The organism is Uliginosibacterium gangwonense DSM 18521, from assembly GCF_000373965.1.
Taxonomy (GTDB): Bacteria; Pseudomonadota; Gammaproteobacteria; order Burkholderiales; family Rhodocyclaceae; genus Uliginosibacterium; species Uliginosibacterium gangwonense.
Genome location: NZ_KB892835.1, coordinates 507,559 through 527,798 on the forward strand (window position 1 = coordinate 507,559; position 20,240 = coordinate 527,798).

The 20,240-nt window shown below is 56.7% G+C and carries 15 protein-coding genes; 5 read left to right on the forward strand and 10 right to left on the reverse strand.

Going from position 1 to position 20,240, the window contains the following annotated elements:
- The first annotated feature begins 12 nt into the window (after positions 1-12).
- The 5 genes from B145_RS24505 to argJ all read left to right on the forward strand — a co-directional run bounded on the left by B145_RS24505 (position 13) and on the right by argJ (position 7,044).
- Positions 13-1,545 (forward strand): DUF4118 domain-containing protein, encoded by a 1,533-nt coding sequence (locus B145_RS24505; protein ID WP_169558537.1) that lies wholly within the window; start codon positions 13-15, stop codon positions 1,543-1,545.
- Positions 1,542-2,216 carry a response regulator gene (locus B145_RS0105215; RefSeq protein WP_018605644.1) on the forward strand — a complete coding sequence of 225 codons (675 nt, stop codon included), beginning with the start codon at positions 1,542-1,544 and terminating at the stop codon, positions 2,214-2,216. Before B145_RS24505 ends, B145_RS0105215 begins: the two co-directional genes overlap by 4 nt.
- Positions 2,217-2,269: 53 nt before the next feature.
- Positions 2,270-4,162 carry a potassium transporter Kup gene (locus B145_RS0105220; RefSeq protein ID WP_026258841.1) on the forward strand — a complete coding sequence of 631 codons (1,893 nt, stop codon included), beginning with the start codon at positions 2,270-2,272 and terminating at the stop codon, positions 4,160-4,162.
- A gap of 121 nt (positions 4,163-4,283) precedes the next feature.
- A complete protein-coding gene (locus tag B145_RS0105225; protein ID WP_026258842.1) occupies positions 4,284-5,738 on the forward strand; it encodes an HDOD domain-containing protein in 1,455 nt (484 codons plus the stop codon).
- Between the two features lie 67 nt (positions 5,739-5,805).
- Positions 5,806-7,044 (forward strand): bifunctional glutamate N-acetyltransferase/amino-acid acetyltransferase ArgJ, encoded by a 1,239-nt coding sequence (gene argJ, locus B145_RS0105230; RefSeq protein ID WP_018605651.1) that lies wholly within the window; start codon positions 5,806-5,808, stop codon positions 7,042-7,044.
- Positions 7,045-7,120: 76 nt separating this feature from the next.
- Here the strand turns inward: argJ and B145_RS0105235 are convergent, their stop codons facing one another.
- The 10 genes from B145_RS0105235 to B145_RS0105280 form a co-directional block, all read right to left on the reverse strand.
- The gene (locus tag B145_RS0105235; protein WP_018605652.1) at positions 7,121-8,836 is read right to left on the reverse strand and encodes an ABC transporter ATP-binding protein; all 1,716 of its coding nucleotides are present in this window, start codon (positions 8,834-8,836) and stop codon (positions 7,121-7,123) included.
- A gap of 7 nt (positions 8,837-8,843) precedes the next feature.
- Positions 8,844-9,899: an ABC transporter permease gene (locus B145_RS0105240; protein ID WP_157288274.1), complete on the reverse strand. Its 1,056-nt coding sequence runs from the start codon at positions 9,897-9,899 to the stop codon at positions 8,844-8,846.
- Between the two features lie 23 nt (positions 9,900-9,922).
- Positions 9,923-10,864: an ABC transporter permease gene (locus B145_RS0105245; RefSeq protein ID WP_026258843.1), complete on the reverse strand. Its 942-nt coding sequence runs from the start codon at positions 10,862-10,864 to the stop codon at positions 9,923-9,925.
- Positions 10,865-10,896: 32 nt separating this feature from the next.
- Positions 10,897-12,600 (reverse strand): ABC transporter substrate-binding protein, encoded by a 1,704-nt coding sequence (locus B145_RS0105250; protein ID WP_211209754.1) that lies wholly within the window; start codon positions 12,598-12,600, stop codon positions 10,897-10,899.
- Between the two features lie 156 nt (positions 12,601-12,756).
- Positions 12,757-14,778 (reverse strand): M13 family metallopeptidase, encoded by a 2,022-nt coding sequence (locus tag B145_RS0105255; RefSeq protein WP_018605658.1) that lies wholly within the window; start codon positions 14,776-14,778, stop codon positions 12,757-12,759.
- Positions 14,779-14,832: 54 nt separating this feature from the next.
- Positions 14,833-15,252 (reverse strand): ExbD/TolR family protein, encoded by a 420-nt coding sequence (locus tag B145_RS0105260; protein WP_018605659.1) that lies wholly within the window; start codon positions 15,250-15,252, stop codon positions 14,833-14,835.
- 46 nt (positions 15,253-15,298) lie between these two features.
- Positions 15,299-15,733: an ExbD/TolR family protein gene (locus B145_RS0105265; protein WP_018605660.1), complete on the reverse strand. Its 435-nt coding sequence runs from the start codon at positions 15,731-15,733 to the stop codon at positions 15,299-15,301.
- A gap of 6 nt (positions 15,734-15,739) precedes the next feature.
- Positions 15,740-16,471, reverse strand: coding sequence for a MotA/TolQ/ExbB proton channel family protein (locus B145_RS29455; RefSeq protein ID WP_018605661.1), 732 nt, complete (start codon positions 16,469-16,471; stop codon positions 15,740-15,742).
- Between the two features lie 52 nt (positions 16,472-16,523).
- Positions 16,524-17,183 carry an energy transducer TonB gene (locus B145_RS0105275; protein WP_018605662.1) on the reverse strand — a complete coding sequence of 220 codons (660 nt, stop codon included), beginning with the start codon at positions 17,181-17,183 and terminating at the stop codon, positions 16,524-16,526.
- Between the two features lie 144 nt (positions 17,184-17,327).
- Positions 17,328-19,913 (reverse strand): TonB-dependent receptor, encoded by a 2,586-nt coding sequence (locus B145_RS0105280; RefSeq protein WP_018605663.1) that lies wholly within the window; start codon positions 19,911-19,913, stop codon positions 17,328-17,330.
- Positions 19,914-20,240: the final 327 nt, after the last annotated feature.

The following is a 20,240-nucleotide window of genomic DNA, read 5'->3' on the forward strand; positions in this document are numbered from 1 at the left end:
GGGTTTGGTGGAATGGATTCCTCTACAAAGCGGACTGGTTCGAAACTGCTGGGATATGTGGTGGCTACGCTGTCGGTTGCCGTGGTGACTGTTGTGGCCCGGTCTTTGCCGTCAAGCGTGGTGGAGCCTGCCAACTTGGTCATGCTCTACCTGCTCGCCGTGGTGGGAGTGGCCCTGCGCCATGGGCGTGGGCCCGCAGTGTTCTGTGCGCTGCTGGGCGTATTGGCCTTTGATTTCTTTTGCGTGCCACCGCACCTGTCGTTTGCCGTCAGCGACGTGCAATATCTGTTTACCTTCGCAGTCATGCTGCTGGTGGGGATGTTGTTGACCCATCTGACGGCTGGGGTACGTCATCAGGCAGACCTGACCTCCCTGCGTGAGCAGGCCGCCCGCCGTCTGTATGTTTTGGCTCAGGAGTTGGCCGGGTGTGCCGACCCCGCCAAGGTCTGCCATCTGCTGATGGATTTTGTCACCAAGGATTTTGGTGGCTATACCGAAATCTGGTGGGAAGACTCCACTCATGCTTTGGGCCTGCTGGCCCCTTCTGACACCCCCGTACTGATGGCGGATGAACGGGGGCACGTCCCGCTGTTTGTGGCTTCGGTAATGGAAAGTGGCCAGATCAGCGAATATGAAGATCTGGCGCGTGACGGTTTCCGCCTTCTGTTATGTCCGTTGGATGCCCCCATGCGGCGCCGTGGTGTGCTGGCGGTGACCATGCCGCAGGATCACCTTGAGCCCCTGGTGGCGCAGCAGTTGGCCTCTGTGGCCTTGCTCGCCGCGACAACCCTGGAGCGCCTGCACTACGTGGATGTGGCGCAGGGGGCCATGCTCGATATGGAACGGGAGCGCCTGCGCAGCACGATTCTTTCCGCCTTGTCGCATGACCTGCGTACCCCGCTGACGGTGATGGTTGGCCGCATTGATGCCCTGTGCGATGAAGTGCGTGCCACAGGCGGGCGGTCTTTGGAGCTGGCCCAGGCCATTCGCTCCCAGGTGGTGGGGGTGAGCGAGCTGACCGACAATCTGCTGGATTTGGCCCGGCTGCAATCGGGCAAGGTGCGTCTGCGCCAGGAGTGGCAATCCGTGGAAGAGATTGTTGGTGCCGCACTGGCGCATCTGGGCGAGCGCCTGGATGGGCATGTCGTGGAAGTCGACGTGCCCTGCGATTTGCCTTTGGTGGAGTTCGATGCTGTGCTGATGGAGCGGGTGTTATGCAATCTGATTGATAACGCTGTGCGCTACGGCGCAAAATGGGTACGGGTGGTGGCCCGTGTGACGGACAGCCGCCTTGGCCTCACGGTGGAAGATGACGGCCCGGGGCTACCCGCCGAGTTGTTGGGCCAGATTTTTGAGCCCTTTGTGCGCGGCCCTGCAGCCAAGCCCGATGGCCTGGGACTGGGTTTGTCGATATGCCGACTGATTGTTGAGGCGCATGGTGGGCAAGTGCAGGCCCAAAGCCGCAGTGAGGGGGGCGCACGGTTCACGCTTGAGTTGCCACGCCGCAATCCGCCGTTGGTGGAGCTGGAGGAGAGCCTGGCATGAGCGCAAGGGTATTGGTGTTGGAAGACGAGCCGCAGATTCGTGGCATGCTATGCCAAAGCCTCGTGAGTGAATCCTTGCAGGCCCATGGCGCTGGTAGTTTGGCGCAGGCGCGTGATGCATTGGGGAGCGAGGCTTTCCAACTGGCGATTGTGGACCTGGGGCTGCCGGATGGATCGGGCCAGGACTTCATTCAGGAGCTGCGGGCCTGGAGTACGATGCCGGTTCTGGTGCTCTCTGCCCGCACCCAGGAACGCGACAAAATTGCAGCGCTGGATGCCGGGGCGGATGATTATCTGACCAAGCCATTTGCACGGGGTGAGCTTCTTGCCAGGGTGCGGGCCCTGTTGCGACGGGGTGGCACAGATGCCCAACCGGTGCTGAATTTTGGCGAGGTGCGGGTGGATTTCATCCATCGTCAGGTTTGGCGCCGGGATGAAGAAGTACACTTGACGCCTATCGAATTTCAACTGCTCTCGGTCATGATCGCAGGCCAGGGCAAGGTGCTGACTCATCGCCATCTCTTGCGCGAGGTGTGGGGAGGTGCCTATGTGGATAGCCCACACTATTTACGCATATACGTGGGGCATTTGCGCCAGAAGCTGGAGATTGATTCGGCGCGACCACGTCATTTCATTACCGAGACAGGAACCGGTTACCGGTTCGTGCTCTAAGCCCATATGCTGCATGGCAGCCTGTATTTCTTAAATCCTGTTGTGGAGAAACCATGAGTCAATCGCATGCAGGGGGGGCTACTTCCCCGCGGATGTCGACCTTGATGCTTGCCGCCCTGGGGGTGGTGTATGGCGATATCGGTACGAGTCCGCTGTACGCGCTCAAGGAGGCATTTGCCGCAGGGCATCATCCCCTGGCGGCGACCGCACCGAATATTCTCGGTGTGCTGTCGTTGATTACCTGGAGCCTGTTGATCATCGTGACCTTCAAGTATGTCACCATCGTATTGCGGGCTGACAACCAGGGCGAAGGCGGGGTGGTGGCCCTGATGGCACGGGTTGTCAGCCGCGCCGCGGGCAGTCCGCAACGCAAGGCCACTGCCATTGCGCTGGGGATCTTTGGCGCCTCTCTTTTTTATGGTGACGGCATTATTACGCCAGCCATCTCGGTACTCTCCGCCGTGGAGGGGTTGGAAGTGGCTACGCCAGCATTTCAGCCCTATATTGTTCCGATTACCATGGGCATACTGATCGGGCTTTTCCTCTTTCAGCATCATGGCACTGCGCGGGTAGGGTCTTTCTTTGGACCCTTTGTCGTGATCTGGTTCCTGTGTCTGGCCGGTATCGGCATTTATAACATTCTGGCCCATCCTCAGGTGTTGGGGGCGCTGTCTCCGCATTATGCCATTCGCTTTGTGAGTGAAAATCCAAAAATGGCGTTCTATGCCATGGGCGCGGTTTTCCTGACCATGACCGGGGGGGAGGCGTTGTATGCCGATATGGGCCACTTCGGCCCCATGCCGATCCGCTATACCTGGCTTGGCCTGGTATTGCCCAGCCTGCTGATCAATTACCTGGGGCAAGGGGCACTGATGATTGTGCACCCGGAGGCTGCGGCCAATCCTTTCTATCTTGCCGTACCCGGCTGGTTCCTGTTCCCGATGGTGGGCTTGGCTACCGTGGCCACGGTGATTGCCTCCCAGGCGTTGATTACCGGGGCCTATTCGGTGACGCTACAGCTCATCCAGCTCGGGTTCTGTCCGCGCATGGTGGTCAAGCACACCTCTGGCGCACAGATGGGGCAGATCTATCTGCCGTTTGTGAATTGGATCTTGCTGTTCTTTGTGCTGATCGTGGTGTTGGGCTTCCGCAGTTCGTCCAATCTGGCTGCCGCGTATGGCATTGCGGTGACGCTGACCATGCTGGTGACATCGTTCCTGGCTTACACCCTGGCGCGCCACGATTGGCAATGGTCGCGTGCGCTGTGTCTGGCGATCTTTATGCCGTTGTTGTGCATTGAAATGATCTTCCTTGTCTCCAACGGCACCAAGATTCTTGACGGTGGCTGGTTCCCCTTGGCCTTTGGTGGCTGTATCTGCGTGATTCTATTTACCTGGCGCCGTGGTCGTCAGCTACTGGCCGATGCCCAGCGCAATGACGATGTGCCCCTGGCACCTTTTGTGACCCTGCTGGCAGACGACAGCATTCCACGTGTGCCGCATACGGCCTTGTTCCTGTCACCGCGCCCCGAGCAGGTGCCGACCGCGTTGCTGCACAACCTCAAGCACAATCTGATTTTGCATGAGCGTACCGTTTTCGTGAGCGTGCTCATGGAAACTGTGCCACGTGTGCCAGTGGAAGATCGGGTTGAAGTCGCGCATCTTGGCACCAATTTCCATCGTGTGCTGATCCGTTTTGGTTTTATGGAGGAACCAGATGTCCCGGCGGCTCTGTTGCGTTGTGAATCCTTGGGCTTGGTGCTTGACGCCCAACAGGCTTCCTACTTCCTGAGCCGTGAAACCATCTTGCCCAGCGCGGGTACCGGGATGGCACTGTGGCGCGAACGCCTGTTCGAGTTCCTGTTCCGCAACGCGTCTGGCGCCGCCAATTTCTTTAAGCTGCCAACCAGCCGTGTGGTGGAGCTGGGGAGCCGGGTGATGATCTGAGTGCGCCGCTGACACACAATGTTTGTGCCTGGAAGGCCGGTGCCGGGCACATCTGCCTCAAGACCGCCATGCGCATGCCGTTGAAGGAATTGGTGACTTTACACATGGGGCTTGGACCAACGTGGCAGTAACGCAAGGGCGCTTGAGTCTGGAAGGCTGGGTTGATCGGATTCGTGATCAGGATATGCCTGTCTTCGGGCGTACCGTGCAGGAGGTGCGCACGGTGACTGAAGACGAGCTGGCTTCGGCCGGGCGCCTGTCGCGGGCAATCTTGCAGGATGCAGCACTTACGGCCAAAGTGCTCAAGCTGGGTAACAGCGTGATGTTCAACCCCCAGCATCAGGGCGTCAGCACTGTGAGTCGGGCCATCGTGGTGCTGGGCTTTGATCTGGTGGGGCAGATCGTGCTCTCCATCCAGCTTGTTGATGCCTTGCTTTCCGGCGGTTTGCGGGAGCGGGTCGCCGCCGAGATGGCGCGTTGCTTCCATGCTGCGGTGCAGGCCCGGACTGCCGCCATCGCAAAGGGCAGCAAGGCTCCGGAAGAGGTCTTCATTGCCGCCTTACTCGGGCATGTTGGGGAAATGGCCTTCTGGTGCTTTGGTGGCAATGCCGCCAAGGAACTGGACGCGAGGCTCATTGATCAGCCTGATGAAAAACCGGAAGATCTACAGCTCGACATCCTGGGGTTTCGCCTGCGCAGCCTGACTGCGGCCTTGACCAAGGAGTGGCGCCTGGGCCCGCTGGTCAGCGCAGTGGCTGAGCCATCAGGCAAGCCCGGTGCGGATGAACAGGCTATCCATGCGGGATATCGCTTGGCCATGGCGGTTGAGCAGGGCTGGGACACGCCCGCAGCACGTGCCGCATTGGCCGAATATGCCGAATACGTGGGGCAGCCACTGGCTGACATTACCGAGGACCTTACCAATAATGCGGTTGAGGCTGCGCGCGTGGCCGCCCAGTTTGGCGCCGCCGAGGCCGCACGCCTGATTCCGATTCCCGCCCAGGGGGGCTTGGTGGATATTGCGGCTGAAGTGGCGCAGGTGACCGATCCGGCGCCCGACCCCCTGTTGCAGCTCAAGATCCTGCGTGACCTCTCCATGCTGCTGGCAGGCAAGCCCAGCCTCAACGATGTCTTGCAACTGGTGCTGGAAGGCATTTATCGCGGCCTGGGCATGAGCCGTGCGGTATTCGCGTTGCAATCGGCCGACCGCACCAAGGTGCTTGGCAAGGTGGCATTGGGGCGCGACTCAGACAAGCTCGCGGCGAAATTCGCGTTCCCCCTTGATAACCGCCCCGGTGAAATCGTCAATGTCCTTTTTTCCAAGGCCCGGCCTTTCTTCTTGCAGGGTGCTGCACCCGAGGGCATCAACATTGACCGCCTACAGGCTGTCACCGGCCGCAATGAGGGGCTGATCGCGCCCATTGTGGCCACAGGCAAGGTGATCGGGCTTTTTTATGCAGACCGTGCACCTGCCAATCCTCCTGACGAGGAAACCTGGCAGGGTTTCTTGCACTTTGCGCAGCAAGCCAGCTTGAGTTTTGAACACGTGGCGACGCGTGGCATGGCCAGAAAATAACAAGTGAAACAGGGGATGCCGTAGAATCCCGTTTTCTTCTTTCGCTTGTTCTTGAGGAACTGCTGCCATGCCCGTCAATTTGCCGCTCCCGCTTGCCGATCAACTATTGCCTGTCGCCGGGGTCCGCCTGGGCACGGCGGAGGCGGGCATCCGCAAACAAGGGCGACGTGACTTGACCCTGATTGAACTGGCCGCTGGCAGCCGCGCCGCCGGTGTATTCACCCAGAACCGTTTCTGTGCGGCGCCAGTCACCGTGTGCCGTGAGCATCTGGCCACTGAAGGCGTGCGTGCGCTTGTCATCAACACAGGGATTGCCAACGCAGGCACCGGTGCACAAGGGGTAGCCAATGCACGCGCGAGCTGTGAAGCCGTGGCGGCACAGCTGGGCATCAGCCCGCGTGAAGTGCTGCCGTTCTCCACGGGCGTGATCCTGGAACACCTGCCGGTTGACCGCTTAGTAGCAGGCTTGCCCGCTGCCAAGGCTGCATTGAAGGCCGATGGATGGTTTGATGCCTGCCATGCGATCATGACCACCGATACCCAGCCCAAATGTGCTTCGCGTCAGGTGCAGATCGGCGGCAAGACCGTGACCCTCACTGGCATGAGCAAGGGCGCGGGCATGATCCGCCCGAACATGGCAACCATGCTTGGCTTCATCGCCACCGATGCCGATGTGGCCCAGGCGCTGCTGGCGCAACTGGTGCGCGAGGCGGCAGATGCCTCCTTCAACAGCGTGACGGTGGATGGCGATACGTCCACCAATGACAGTTTCATTTTGATTGCCACCGGAGCTTCGGGTGCCCCTGCGATCAGCTCCGCCGATAGCGCAGATTACAAGGCTCTGCGTTCAGCGGTGATTGATCTGGCCATCTGGCTCGCGCAGGCGATTGTGCGTGATGGCGAAGGGGCCACCAAATTCATGAGCATCGTGGTCGAAGGTGGCAAGAGCCGTGAAGAATGCCGTCAGGTGGCCTATGCCGTGGCACATTCTCCGCTGGTCAAGACTGCGTTCTTCGCCTCCGACCCCAACCTGGGCCGTATCCTCTGCGCGATTGGTTATGCAGGCGTGGCGGATCTGGACGTATCCACCCTCAAGGTGTGGCTGGGGGACGGCAAGGAAGAGGTGCTGGTGGCCGAGCAGGGCGGGCGGGCGGCTTCATACCGCGAGGAAGATGGCGTGCGCATGATGAAGAGTGCCGAGATCGTCGTGCACGTCAATCTGGCGCGTGGTCAAGCCGCTGCAACGATCTGGACCTGCGATTTCTCGTATGACTACGTCAAGATCAACGCGGATTATCGCAGCTGATTGATCAAGTCGGGAGGGGTTATCCCCTCCCGATTGACCTCTTCGCTCAACTTCCCCGTTTGGCCTTTCGTACGGCTTATATTGGCAGGCCTGCCAATTCTGCGCTGGGTGTCCAGCCCCTTGGGATAGACGACAGCAGCCGCCGGGTGTAATCGTTGCCCGGCGCACGATAGATGTCGTCAGCATTGGCTTGCTCGACGACTTCTCCTTTGTTCATCACCATCACCTGATCCGAGATGTGCTTGACTACCGCCAGATCATGCGAAATGAATAGGTAGGAAAGTTTGAATTCATCCTGCAAGTCCTGGAGCAAATTCAACACCTGTGCCTGAACCGATACGTCCAGTGCAGAGACGGATTCGTCACAGATCAGGATTTCCGGTTGCAGGGCGAGGCAGCGTGCAATGGCGATGCGCTGGCGTTGCCCGCCGGAGAACTCATGTGGATACTTCTCCATCGTCTTGGCGGGCAGCCCCACCTTATTGAGCAGATCGCGTGCCTTGGCTTCGCGCTCTTGTGCGTTGGCGCCAATGCCATGCAGTTTCATGGGCTCGGTGAGGATGCTGGACACCGTGAATCTGGGGTTGAGCGAGGCGTAAGGGTTCTGGAAAATGATCTGGATGCGTCGTTTATAGGGGCGGAAGGCCTTGTCATCCATCGCCAGGATGTCCTGCCCTTCGAATAGAGCCTTGCCTGCAGCCGCAGTGCGTAGCCGCATCAAGGTGAGTCCCACCGTGGTCTTGCCCGAACCTGATTCGCCTACGATCCCCAGGGTGCGGCCATGCGCGAGTTGGAAGGAGACATTCTTGACCGCCTCGAACTTGCGTTTGCGGAACAGCCCCGCACGCACGTCGAAATTGACGCACAGCCCCTGCACATCAAGAATGATTTTGTCATCTTGAGCATAGCCCCGTTGGCGATCTGTGGGCGGCACATAGGGCTCTGGCTTGAGAAAGTCCTCAATCACAGCAAGCCGTTGCGGGCGGTGATCCAGCTTCGGGCGGCAGGCGATCAGGGCCTTGGTGTAGCTGTCATGGGGATGTTCAAAGACCTGCTGGGCCGGGCCTTGCTCGCGGATTTCGCCGTGGCGCATCACGATGACTTCGTCGGCAAACTCTCCGACTACGCCAAGGTCATGCGTAATGAATAGTACCGACATGCCATGTTTCTTCTGCAAATTGGCGAGCAATTCCAGAATCTGCTTTTGGATCGTGACATCCAGCGCGGTAGTCGGTTCGTCGGCAATCAGCAGTTTGGGGTTGCAGGCAATCGCAATGGCGATCATCACGCGTTGCTGCTGCCCGCCTGAGAGTTGATGCGGATAGGCACGCACGCGTTTTTCCGGCTCGGGCAGGCCGACTTCCTGCAACAGTTCGATAGCGCGTTGCCAGGCTGCGGCACGCCCCACGCCCTCATGGATCATCAGGGTTTCGGCAATCTGGTCGCCCACGGTAAACACCGGGTTCAGCGAACTCATGGGTTCCTGGAAGATCATGGTGATGTCATGGCCGCGCAGCTTGCGCATTTCGGCCAGGGGCATGCGCAGCAGATCGCGGCCTTCAAACAGGATCTGGCTGGCGCTATCTACTTCGCATCCATAGTCAGATAGCAGCCGCATGATCGCCATGGAAGTGACGGACTTGCCTGAACCTGACTCACCCACTAGTGCGACGGTGGAATTGCTGGGAATATCCAGGTTGATCCCTTTGAGTGCTTCAAAACGCCCGCCATCTTCCAAGCGGAAGGCTACCCTGAGGTCACGGATTGACAGGAGAATATCTCTTTGGCTCATGGCAGGCTCACTTTACTTTTGGGTCCAGCGCATCGCGCAGGGCATCGGTCAGCAGGCTGACTGCGGTGACCAGCAGGGACATCATGATGACGACAGCCAACAACTGCCACCAATAGCCTTGCATTAGTTCGGCGGGCACTTCGCCAAGGATCGAGCCCCAACTGACTTGTCTGACGCTCACGCCAAAGCCCAGGAAGGAGAGAATCACTTCGTACTTGATGAGGCTCACAAGCAGCAAGGAGAACTGCACCAATAGCAAGTGAGAGATATTCGGCAGGATGTGCACAAACATGCGACGCAGATGGCTGGCGCCAATTGCATCGGCGGCCTGCACGTATTCGCGTGAGCGATGTTTCATGAATTCAGCCCGCACGAGGCGGAAGGTCGCTGTCCAGCTGGTGAAAGACAGCACCATGATGAGCGTCAAAAATCCCCGTCCGCACACAGCAGCAAATGCCAAGAGCAACAGCATGTCCGGCACCGAAGTAAACACGCTGTAGAACCACATCAGGAAGTCATCCACAGCGCGCCCAAAGTAGCCCGCGAATGCGCCCAGGCAGGTGCCAATCAGAACCGATAGCAGCGCGCCGAAAATCCCTACCAGCATTGAGGTCGAGGTTCCGGCCAATACCTTGTTGACCACACTGCGGCCCCGGACGTCCGCCCCCATGAACAGGGCGTCAGCCTTGACCGTGGCTTTGAGCTGATACTTGCCCGCATCAGCACGCGCAGCCTCGATATCTTTGCCAATCGGGTCTTCCTCCGGGGTAAGCGTGATGATGGGGCCGTTGGCGCCACCCAGTACATTCGCGTCGGTTGCGCCATTTGTTGCCGCAGTGGCTTCTCCCTTGGCCCAGGTGGGCGGCGCGTAGGGAACGGCAACTTCTTCACCCCAGTTTGAGGCCAGCAGGCGCGTCCAGCACAGCGCAATCACCACCAGAAAGGCCACCACGATCCACAGGGACACAAACCCCACCCGGTCGCGCTTGAGGCGTTGCCAGCCCAAAGACCACAGCGAGCGCGGCGGGGTCAGCTCAGCGGGACTGTTATTTGTCATAGTCATGTCTTGCATGCTCAAGTTTCCGCCTATTTCAGTTCGACGCGCGGGTCGATCCACTTGTAGAGGACATCGGCCAGCAGGTTGAAAAACATGGTGGCGCAGGCAATCGCAATGGTGATGGCTTTGATGACCGGGAAATCACTCTTGTCGACCGCCAGCAGCAGTTCATTGCCCATGCCAGGAATGCCGAAGAAACGTTCCAGCAGCATCGAACCCAGCACAAGGAAGGGCAGCGAGGTGGTGACTGCCGTCACCACGGGAATCAAGGCATTTCTCAGCACATGCTTGAACAGCATGACCCGCTCTGACAAGCCTTTGGCGCGTGCGGTGCGCACATAATCCTGATTGAGTTCTTCCACGACAAAACTGCGATAGAAGCGCACCTCCGGGGCCAATGAGACCGCCAGCCCAAGAATCAATGGCAAAGGAATATAGTGCAGCCAGCTATTGAAGAGGCTTTTGTCATCCCACCCCATCACCGGAAACCAGCCCAGCTTGTAAGCTAACGCATACTGCCCGACGATGATGTAGACCAAGGAGCTGACCGACATCGCAACGGTACAGAGGATGGTGACAGTTCGGTCAATAAGCTTGCCACGGTGGTACGCCACCAGAATGGCAATTGGAATGGCGGTGAGCAATTCCGCCACCAACAAAGTGCCAGTCAATGCCAGAGAGGGGCCGATACGGGCGGCCATGATGCCTATGACTGATTGCTGGGTTGACCAGGAAACCCCGAAATCCAGATGCAGGACTTGGGTGACGAATAACAAGAATTGCTCGGGCAGGCTTTTATCCAGTCCCAATTGGGCGTGGATATTGGCGATCAGTTCCTTGGAGACGCCTTTGCCTGCCAGAATATAGCTGGGGTCACCGCCAGCCCAGTTGAAAACAATAAATACCAGAAGCATGACGCCAAGCAGGGTGGGAATCATCTGCCAGACTCGTCGAAGGATATAAGAAAGCATGAAGAGAGGCCCTCAGGCAAAAGTCTGCAGAATTATTTCTGTACGTCCATATATCGCCAGGATGTGATCAGAATCGGATGCTGCTTGTAGCCGTGCACATAGGCATTGCTGACGTAGGTCCGAATCCGGATATCACTGAAAACCCAAGGGGTGTAGCTGGCGGCAATCTTGTTCATCCTGTCATAGATTGCATTGCGTTCAGGGCTGTCTGGTAGCTTGAGGGATTCTAGAAAGAGGCGGTCGTACTCGGCATTCTTGAAAAAGGCATCATTCGTTTGCCCCGAGTTCGGCCCGTAGAGCAACTGCAGGAAATTGTCTGCCCCGGGGTAGTCGGCCGTCCAGGCGTTGCCGTGCATCTGAAGGGAGCCTTCCTTGGATGCTTTATAGTTCTCATTCCATTTGGCTACCTTGATGCGCAAATGGACTTTGACACTGTCAAACGCAGCTTGCCAGGCTTCGCTCCACTGGCGGTCTGTAGCTGTGGGTGTGACGGCCAACTCGACTTCAAGTGGCTCGCCATTCGGTTGGGTACGGTAGCCGTCGGTCCCGATCTTGTAACCAAAGCGATCCAGCAGCGCATTGGCTAGGGCCGGGTCATAAGGCGTGGAGGCACGAAGATTGGGATTGTTGCCCACGAAGTTGCGCGGGATGATGTTTTCCATCGGTACTGCACGGCCTTGCCGGATATCCCGGATGGCTTGATCACGGTCGAAAGACATCGCCAGCGCACGCCGCAGGGCGATACGTTCCCTGGTATAGCCGCCAATCACCGGGTCTTTCATGTTGAAGAAATAATAGGTGATTTCAGGCAGCAACTCTGGCTGAATGCGAATTCCCTTGCTCGCATACTCCGGCTTGAGGCTGACCTTGCCAGGATTGCGCGGATCGACGTTCAGGATTTTTCGCGCGCCGTTCAGGGGAATGAACGCAATATCCTGTTCTTGGTTGATGAAGCTGAGCCAGCGTGGCTGCTCTTCCTCAATCACACTGACCTCGACACGTCCTGCTATCGGCAGTGTCTTGCCCTTGAGGTCTTTGACGATTTCGGCATCCAGTCCTTTACCACTGCCGACACTTTCAAGCTCTACGTGACGAAAGTTGGGATTGGCTTCCAGTACGATCTTGTTGGCGGGTTTCCATTCCTTGAGCACATAGGGACCAGTGCCGACAGGGTGGGCCATGGTGTTGTCGGCATAGGTTTCCATGACTTCACGGGCCACGGCTGCTAGGTGAATCATGCCCAGGAAGTAGAGGAAACTGGAGTTGGGTTCCTTGATGGTGATTTGCAGGGTGTAGCGATCCAGCGCCTTCAGGCCGGGGATCGGGGTGTTGTAATCAAATTTGCCACGCGGTGCGTGGGAAAGTTCTTCCAGCCCCACAATCTTGTCGCTGACCAGATAGCCATTGGGCGAATGGACGACCGGGTCAACCAGCCTTTTCAGGCTATAAACATAGTCCTCTGCAGTCAGCTCGCGTTTGACGCCTTTGAATGCAGGGTCGTCTGAGAAGTAGATGCCTTTTTTGAGGTGAAATGTGTAGGTTCTGCCGTCGGCAGACAGTTCCGGCATCGCTTCGATAACGTTCGGAACCAGTTTGACCGGGCGGGCCAGATAGTCATAGGTGACCAGCGTATCAAAGATATTCTCGTTGATGCCGCTTGAGTAGAGATCGTTGGTTTTTGCAGGGTCGAAACCAACTTCTGCCACCTCGTAGTTGACGTGTAGCACCTTGCTCATGTCTGCTGCCTGAACAATGGGGCAGAAGCAGGATGAGGCGAGGGCCAAATACAGAAATCCCTTTTTGAACATGATTTTGTCGTATCTTTCTTTGTGGCAACCTATCGCCTGCGAACAGGCGATAGGTGAATATCAGGCTCAATAGAGGGTGCAGGCTTACCAGATGCGGATGCGTGCTTCCGGGGCCTTATACATCTTGTCGCCCGGTTTTACACCAAATGCATCCTGGAAGGGGTCGCTGTTGCTCGTGGGGCCGATTGTGCGGAATTCGTCCGGCGAATGCGGATCGGAAACAATCTGGGAGAGCAGCGCCTCGGGGCGGGATTTGTCGCGCCAGCTTTGTGCAAAGCCGATAAAGAAGCGCTGATCGCCGGTGAGGCCATTGAGCACTGGGGCAGGCTTGCCCTTGAGCGAGATACGATAGGCTTTGTAGGCAATTGCCAACCCGGAGTTGTCAGCAATATTTTCCCCCAGCGTGAGTTCGCCGTTGACGAATTTGCCGGGCAGCGCTTCATAGTGGTTGTACTGGTCGACGAGTTTTTGGGTGAGTGCCTTGAAGCGGGTGTGATCTTCTTCGCTCATCCACGGTTCAAGCTTGCCATCAGCATTATATTGGCTGCCCCAGTCATCAAAACCGTGGCTGATTTCGTGGCCGATGATGGCGCCAATGGAGCCGTAATTGACGGCGTCATCCGCCTTCATGTCGAAGAAGGGCGGTTGCAGGATGGCTGCCGGGAAGACGATCTCGTTGAGCGTGGGGTTGTAGTAGGCGTTTACGATTTGTGGCGCCATCCACCAACGGGTGCGGTCGACCGGGTCGTTCAGGTGGGCAAGGTCGTAGTCATACTCGAATTTGCGCGCTTGGCGGACGTTGCCGACCAGATCCTTAGCATCCAATTGCTGTGCGCAGTAATCGCGCCATTTGTCTGGATAACCGATCTTGATAGTGAGCTTGGCCAGCTTTTCGTGCGCACCGCGGCGGGATTCCTCACCCATCCATTCCAGGGTGTCGATGTCTTTGTCGTAGGCCGCGAGCAGGTTGTGCACCAGCTCCAGCATGCGGGCCTTGTTGGCTGCCGGGAAATACTTGGCGACGTAGAGCTTGCCGAGATTTTCGCCTTGGGTTTCGGTAATCAGGCGCAGGGCGCGTTTCCAGCGTGCCCGCATTTGTGGGGTGCCGTTCAGGGCGGTGCCGTGGAAGGCAAAATGGCGGGCGGCAGTCTTGCCATCCAGGTAAGGGGCATAGGCGTCGAATACACGAACACGCAGGTAATCTTGCCAGGTGCTGACCGGTGTGTCCTCAAGCAGCTTGGCCAAGGCGGTAACATAGCTGGGCTGATTGACGTTGACCGCTTTCAGCGCTGGGGTTCGGGCAGCGGTAAAGAAAGCCTGCCAGTCGATGCCGGGCAGCGTGGTGGCAAGCTCGGCATACTCAACCTTGTTGTAGGTCTTGATGGGGTCACGGTTGGTGACCTTGTCCCAGTGCAGGCGTGCGATTTCGGTTTCCAGCGCCAGCACCCGGGCGGCGCGTGCTTCTGGCTCGCTCAGGCCCAGTGCGGCAAAGCTGTTCTTCAGATATTCGGTGTAGGCTTGCCGGGCTTTGACAAAGCGGGGATCGTCTTCAAGGTAGTAATCACGATCCGGCATGGCCAGCCCATCCTGTGAAATCACCGGGATATAGGCAGAAGGATTCTTGTCGTCGATGTCGATATGAAGCGCCAGAGGGCCGGAAATGCCCGTCCCTTGCCATTGACCGAGCTGGCGTATCACTGCGGCATGGCTATCGAGCGCGTCAACGGCCTTCAGTTCGCTGGAGATGGGGGTGATGCCAAGTTTGTCAGCCCGTGCTTCATCCATGAAGCTGCGATACATTGCGCTGATCTGGCGGGCTTCCAAGGTATTGGCGTGCGCAACGGCCTCCTTGACCAGGCCTTGGCTGCGCTCTTGCGTCTGATTGTAGAGCATGCGGAAGACGCCCATGCTGCCTTCATCTGGCGGCAGTTGCGTGCGTTTGATCCAGCCGCCATTGATGGCGAGGTGGAAGTTGTCTTGCATGCGTACGCTGGGGTCGAAATTGTGTTGTTCGATGCCAGAGTGCAAGGGGCTGGCATGTACGCCAAAAGACCCCATGATAACCAGGGGGATCACCCCTGCCATCAGTTTGAGTTTTGTCTGCATGGTTTTATTCGAGATGTTTGGGGCGAGCCCGCTGATTACGCCATTGTAGTGCGATTAGTGCAGGAACTGTTCGGAGCCGACTATCCCCAGTTTCTTCAGGCCCAGGCGTTGGGATTCTGCCAACACCATCGCCACGGGGGAGTAGGTGGCATCTTTGGCCGGGCGGATGTGAAGCTCCGGCTGTGGTTCCTGATTCGCCGCCGTGCTCAGGTGTGTTTCCAGATCTTCCCGCCCATTGAGCTTTTCGCCATTCCACAACACACTGTCCCCTTGGGTGATGTCGATCTGCACCACCACCGGTTTCACGTTGTTCTGCTGCGGCGTATTGACGGGCATGTCCAGCTTCACGGCATGGGTCTGGATTGGAATGGTAATGATCAGCATGATCAGCAACACCAGCATCACGTCGATCAGCGGCGTGGTGTTCATCTCGATCATCAGATCGTCGTCGTTGGAGCCAACCTGCATGGCCATAATCGTATCCTTTCCTGAAAACGGGGCAGGGCAGCCCCATCGGGTTTCAGTTGTTGGGCGGAGGTTCGGTAATGAAGGCAATCTTCACGATGCCCGCCTGCTGCACAGCCAGCACAATGCGCCCAATCGGGCTGTACTGCGCGGTGGCGTCACCCCGGATATGCACCTCGGGTTGCGGGTCCATCTTCGCCACCTTCACCAAACGCGCCAGCAGGTCTTCCTGGCTGGATAACCGGATGGTATTCCAGTAGATGTTGCTGTCCGGCCCTACGCCCAACACAATATTTTCCGGCTTGGTCTGCGTGGGGATGTTGCTTTCCTTGGGCAGCGTCATCTTCACCGTTTGCGTCACCACTGGGACGGTGATCAGGAAGATGATCAGCAGCACCAGCATCACGTCCACCAGTGGCGTGGTGTTGATCGCCGAGAGCACTTGATCGTCGTCCGGCCGGGCACGGCCTAAGCGATTAAAGCGGGACATGGCTGATCACCGTGCCGGGCTGTTGAGCAGGCTGGCATGCAGGCGGCCAGCAACCACGCGAACCATGTCCAGCACCAGCTTGTTGCGGCGGATCAGCCAGTTGTAGCCCAGCACGGCAGGCACGGCTACGGCCAGACCGATGGCGGTCATGATCAGCGCTTCACCCACCGGGCCTGCCACCTTGTCGATGGAAGCCTGACCAGAGACGCCAATGGCGGTCAGCGCGTGGTAAATCCCCCACACCGTACCAAAGAGGCCCACGAAAGGCGCCGTGGAGCCAACGGTTGCCACCACGGACAAACCACCCTGCATATGATGATTGGCAGAATCCAGCGCATCGGTGATAGCCATCGAAATCCAGGTGTTGATATCCACACGGTTGGCCAGTTCTGCTTCGTGCTCCTTGCTGGCAGAAATACCGGCTTGTGCTACGGCGCTGAACATGCCTTCATCGGGGAGCGAGGTCGCCTTTTCCTGCAATTCCTTGCCATGTACGCTCAGCAACTCCTTGCCTTGCTTGAGCAGGCGGCGCTGTTCGAGCAACTTCACGATGCCCACATACCAGGTGGCGGCAGACATGATCAGCAGAATGATCAAGGTGCCACGTGCCACCGCATCGCCTTGCCCCCACAGCGCGCTGATGCCATATGGGTTGGAGGTGACGACAGTCTCAGCCGCCATGGCGGGCAGTGTTGCAAGTGCGGACAGTGCAAACAGGGAACGAAGGATCTTGCTCATAGTAGTAACTCCCAAAATTCAAAAAAACCGTGTTGGTGTGGCCTGAAACGGATCAGGCATCGTCAAGCTTGAAAGAGAACTCTTGCTCTAGCAGGGATTCCTGCTTGCACTGATAGCCCTGCAACGCGCTGGTGATGGCCGATTTGAAGGCACTTTGGTAACGCGTAGGAATCGAGTCATACGTAATCCGTTGAATGCCGCTAAATTTGCCATTGGCATCAATGTTGAAAACAACCCTTACCACGCCCTGTATCTGGTCTTCTTCCGCCTTGGCGGGGTATTGCGGGGGCGATAGGCGACTGCAGTTTGCCTTGGCCGACACAGGGCCCTTTGGCGCTTCAACCACAGGGGCGGGGGGCGGCGCCACGACCGGGGGTGGAGGCGTTGGGTCAGTTGTGGTGGCGGCAATCGCCGTTTGCGGCGTAGGCGTGACCGGCGGCGGATTCACGACCGGTGGCACATAAGCCTGCGGCTGCGGCGTGGGTTGTGCCTGAACCACCTTTTCCACCTTGGGAGGTGGTGGCGGAGGAGGAGGGGGCGGCTCGCTGATCACCGCGACCTCCACCTTCTGTTGAACGACTTGAACGACCTTTTGCGCCAAGCCTGAAACCAGGCCATATACCAGAAGTATATGGAAGATGATGACACCTGCCAGCCCTGCGGCACGATTATTAAAACCAGGTGCCTTTTGTCTGTATGTGAATGTAGACATTTTAATTACTCTTGCCAACGGAAAGGATTGAGCCAAACAACGCTACAAGTTTCTCGTGGGCACGTTAGGAGTGGGGGTGGCGGGTTGTACGGAATACAAAGGTACAACCCGCCACTCTCGCTGGCTAAGGGCCGTGCGAGAAAGTTACATCTTGTAAGTCAGGTTAAGGAAGAAAGTTCGGCCGTAGATGTCGCTATAGCGAGGATCGTAACCAACCTGGAACGACTGGTTCTGATTGGTATAAGCCGGCTTGCGGTTAAACACATTTCGCACGCCTATTGTTGCGTTCAATAGCTTCTTCCAGTCGTAGCTGGCGGAAACATTCCAGCGTGAGTCACCCTTGACCTTGTGATCTTCCCCCTCTGGGTTCATGTCCTGATAGCCAGAATGGTAGCTTTGGCTAATCGTGCTGCTCCATGGCCCCAGGTTCCAACCCAAGGTGAGTTCATACTTCCAGCGGAAAATTGCACCGTTATCTGCATATCGACCCACATTGTGAATGTATTCACCATTTTCTTCGTTTTGGTAGTCATACTTGATCATGTATGTGGAATTTATACCAAGTGTGAAATTGCCAATCGACGTTCTGGGTAGAGCCCACATTCCTGACATGTCCAGGCCAGAAGCTCTGGTGTTGCCAATATTCTGATCAAGTGCCTTCATGTAAGCCAACGAACCATCTGCATTGGCAACGAACCGATCCTGATACTTGTCCAGGTTGTTCATGATGGTTTGCTCTGGTATTGAGCTAATCGTGTGCTTGATGTTCGTCCACCACAGATCAGCGCTGACCAGTGTTGTTTTCGTCGGTTCCACCACAACGCCAAAAGAGGTCGAAGTAGATGTCTCAGGTTTCAGGTTACGGTTACCACCTTGCTGGATATTGAGCTGGTTGAGCGTACACGCTGCTGAAGTTGAAGACACACCCGCTTTCGGATTGCCATTTGGGCAGAGCAGAGGATCGTAATATTGAGATTGAGTGAACGTAACTTGATTGGGTTGGTACATGTTGTACAAGGTTGGAGCACGGAAACCTGTACTGGCAGACCCACGGAAGGTGACTTGCTTTACGGGTACATATTTGAGTGCAATTTTGGGGTTGAATGCTGAACCAAAATCACTGTATGTGTCATAGCGTGCAGCAAGTTGTGCTTCAAGTTCCTTGGTGATTGGGATCAGCGCTTCTGTATAAATGGCGTTGACGTTGCGATTGCCGCTTGCGGAAGCAGAGTTTTCGCGCCCGGAGCTCATCGCTTCTTTCCCTAGCGGAAGTTCCTTGTCATCAAGTTTTTCATGACGAAACTCGGCGCCAAAGGCTACAGCCAGATTGCCTGCTGGAAGTTCCAGAATTTCCTTGCTGATTTTGAAGTCACCCGTCGTCAATTGCATCGTAGCTTTGGACAGGTCGCCCTTGAGCTGGACGGATTCCCAAGCGCCAGCAGGGCTTGGGCCAAAGGGGTTGATCAACCCTTGGTTGATGGCATTTTGCAGCAAGCTCTGGCTTACATAGCCGCCAGTCAGTGTTTGAGTAACTTCTGTTTGCGAATAGCCCAAGCCTGCTTTGTAGTCCCAGCCGCCAAGCAAACCCTCAAGATTGGTTTGCACGTGATGCATGACGATGGTGTCTTCTTCCTTGCGCGGTCCCAGAGGAACTGTGCGACCGTACAGTGGCAAATCGCCGCTGTTGGCGTTGCCATTGGGGTCGGTAGCAGGATAGTACGGACTGGTACTTGGAATGGAAACCAGACCAAATAGTGGGGTAGGTGCTACCTGTGAATCAGTTGTGTTTTTTGAATAGATGTACTGGACAGACAGTTCGTGGTCATCTGCCAGCTTTGCGCTTGCTTTCCCTCCGGCCTGAACGCGCTCAACTTCTGGGGATATGCCAATCCAGTAGTTAGTGATCTCTTTACACTTCTGGCCAGACTGGATTGTGCCTGCACGGCAATTCTGATAGTAGGGGTTATATACCCCATTATTGTTTGCGTAATTCGACGGAAAGGTGCTGCCACTCAGAGAATATTGGCGATCAATTGCAATGTCAGCCCTATCTGTAGCCAAGAGTTGGCTTTGCTTGCTTGCGCTCAGGAAGCCCTGGACATTCCAACCGTTTTTGTTGAGGTTGCCCAAACCACCAGCAACCGAGGCCTTCTTTTCTGTGCCGCCACCTGAGCGTTCCGGCGTTGAGTAGTCAACGCTGACGGTAGCGCCTTGAAAGGCCTTTTTGGTGATGAAGTTGATCNCCCCGCCAATGGCGTCTGTACCATAAATGGCAGATGCCCCATCTTTAAGAACTTCAACGCGCTCAATCAGATCTAGCGGGATTGAGTTCAGGTCAACTTCGCCGCCGAAACCACTCACCGGAGTGTTGGACATGCGGCGGCCGTCTAGTAGAACAAGGGTGTATTGCGAGCCTAAACCACGCAGATTGGCGTAGGATGCGCCACCTGTACTTGCACCCACAGCAGAGGAAGCAACATAGCTGGATTGGTTGGATGCCAAAGAGTTGACGATTTCCTGGGTGGTTGTCAGCCCTTGTTTGGTAAATTCTTCTGTCTTATAGACTTCGACTTGTGTAGCCTGTTTGGTGGCCGCACGTTTGATGTTGGAACCGACAACTTCTACGCGCTCGAGCTGTGAAGCGTTTTCTTCAGCATGTACGATCAAGGGTTGAGCGGCACAACCGATCATGGCAATTGCTATCGCAATGCGCTTTTTTGGGTAGTTCATGACTATTTTTCTCCCAATTATGAATATTCCGCAGCGGTAAAGCGGCGGTTCCCCGCGAGGCACTTTGTGGGTGCCGCGACTGAATCGGCTATTAAACAGGAGTTTTCGAGCCTGCCTTCTATTCTTTATTACTACCCATATGCATCTTGGAAAAATGCTTTGTAAGCAATAAACAATATGCAGATCAGGAGTTGTGCCCCCGTTACATGTTGCCAGTTTCGGTTTAGCAAAAGCTGTGCCAAATTGGGACTTGATGGCGATAGCCAGTCGTAGAGCGCCTTTGGGGATTTTTTTAAGACGCGTAAGGGCTTGTTAAAAGGCGGCGGG

Excerpts from the sequence above, each read along its gene's own strand:
- B145_RS0105260 (WP_018605659.1), bottom strand. The coding sequence starts at position 15,252 with ATGGCCATGCAGGTTGGCTCCAACGACGACGATCTGATGATCGAGATG.
- B145_RS0105255 (WP_018605658.1), bottom strand. The coding sequence starts at position 14,778 with ATGCAGACAAAACTCAAACTGATGGCAGGGGTGATCCCCCTGGTTATC.
- B145_RS0105275 (WP_018605662.1), bottom strand. The coding sequence starts at position 17,183 with ATGTCTACATTCACATACAGACAAAAGGCACCTGGTTTTAATAATCGT.
- B145_RS0105220 (WP_026258841.1), top strand. The coding sequence starts at position 2,270 with ATGAGTCAATCGCATGCAGGGGGGGCTACTTCCCCGCGGATGTCGACC.
- B145_RS0105250 (WP_211209754.1), bottom strand. The coding sequence starts at position 12,600 with ATGAGCAAGGTGCTACACGTCAACTACGAGGTGGCAGAAGTTGGTTTC.
- B145_RS0105240 (WP_157288274.1), bottom strand. The coding sequence starts at position 9,899 with ATGACTATGACAAATAACAGTCCCGCTGAGCTGACCCCGCCGCGCTCG.
- B145_RS0105245 (WP_026258843.1), bottom strand. The coding sequence starts at position 10,864 with ATGCTTTCTTATATCCTTCGACGAGTCTGGCAGATGATTCCCACCCTG.
- B145_RS0105265 (WP_018605660.1), bottom strand. The coding sequence starts at position 15,733 with ATGTCCCGCTTTAATCGCTTAGGCCGTGCCCGGCCGGACGACGATCAA.
- B145_RS24505 (WP_169558537.1), top strand. The coding sequence starts at position 13 with ATGGATTCCTCTACAAAGCGGACTGGTTCGAAACTGCTGGGATATGTG.
- B145_RS0105215 (WP_018605644.1), top strand. The coding sequence starts at position 1,542 with ATGAGCGCAAGGGTATTGGTGTTGGAAGACGAGCCGCAGATTCGTGGC.
- B145_RS29455 (WP_018605661.1), bottom strand. The coding sequence starts at position 16,471 with ATGAGCAAGATCCTTCGTTCCCTGTTTGCACTGTCCGCACTTGCAACA.
- argJ (WP_018605651.1), top strand. The coding sequence starts at position 5,806 with ATGCCCGTCAATTTGCCGCTCCCGCTTGCCGATCAACTATTGCCTGTC.
- B145_RS0105235 (WP_018605652.1), bottom strand. The coding sequence starts at position 8,836 with ATGAGCCAAAGAGATATTCTCCTGTCAATCCGTGACCTCAGGGTAGCC.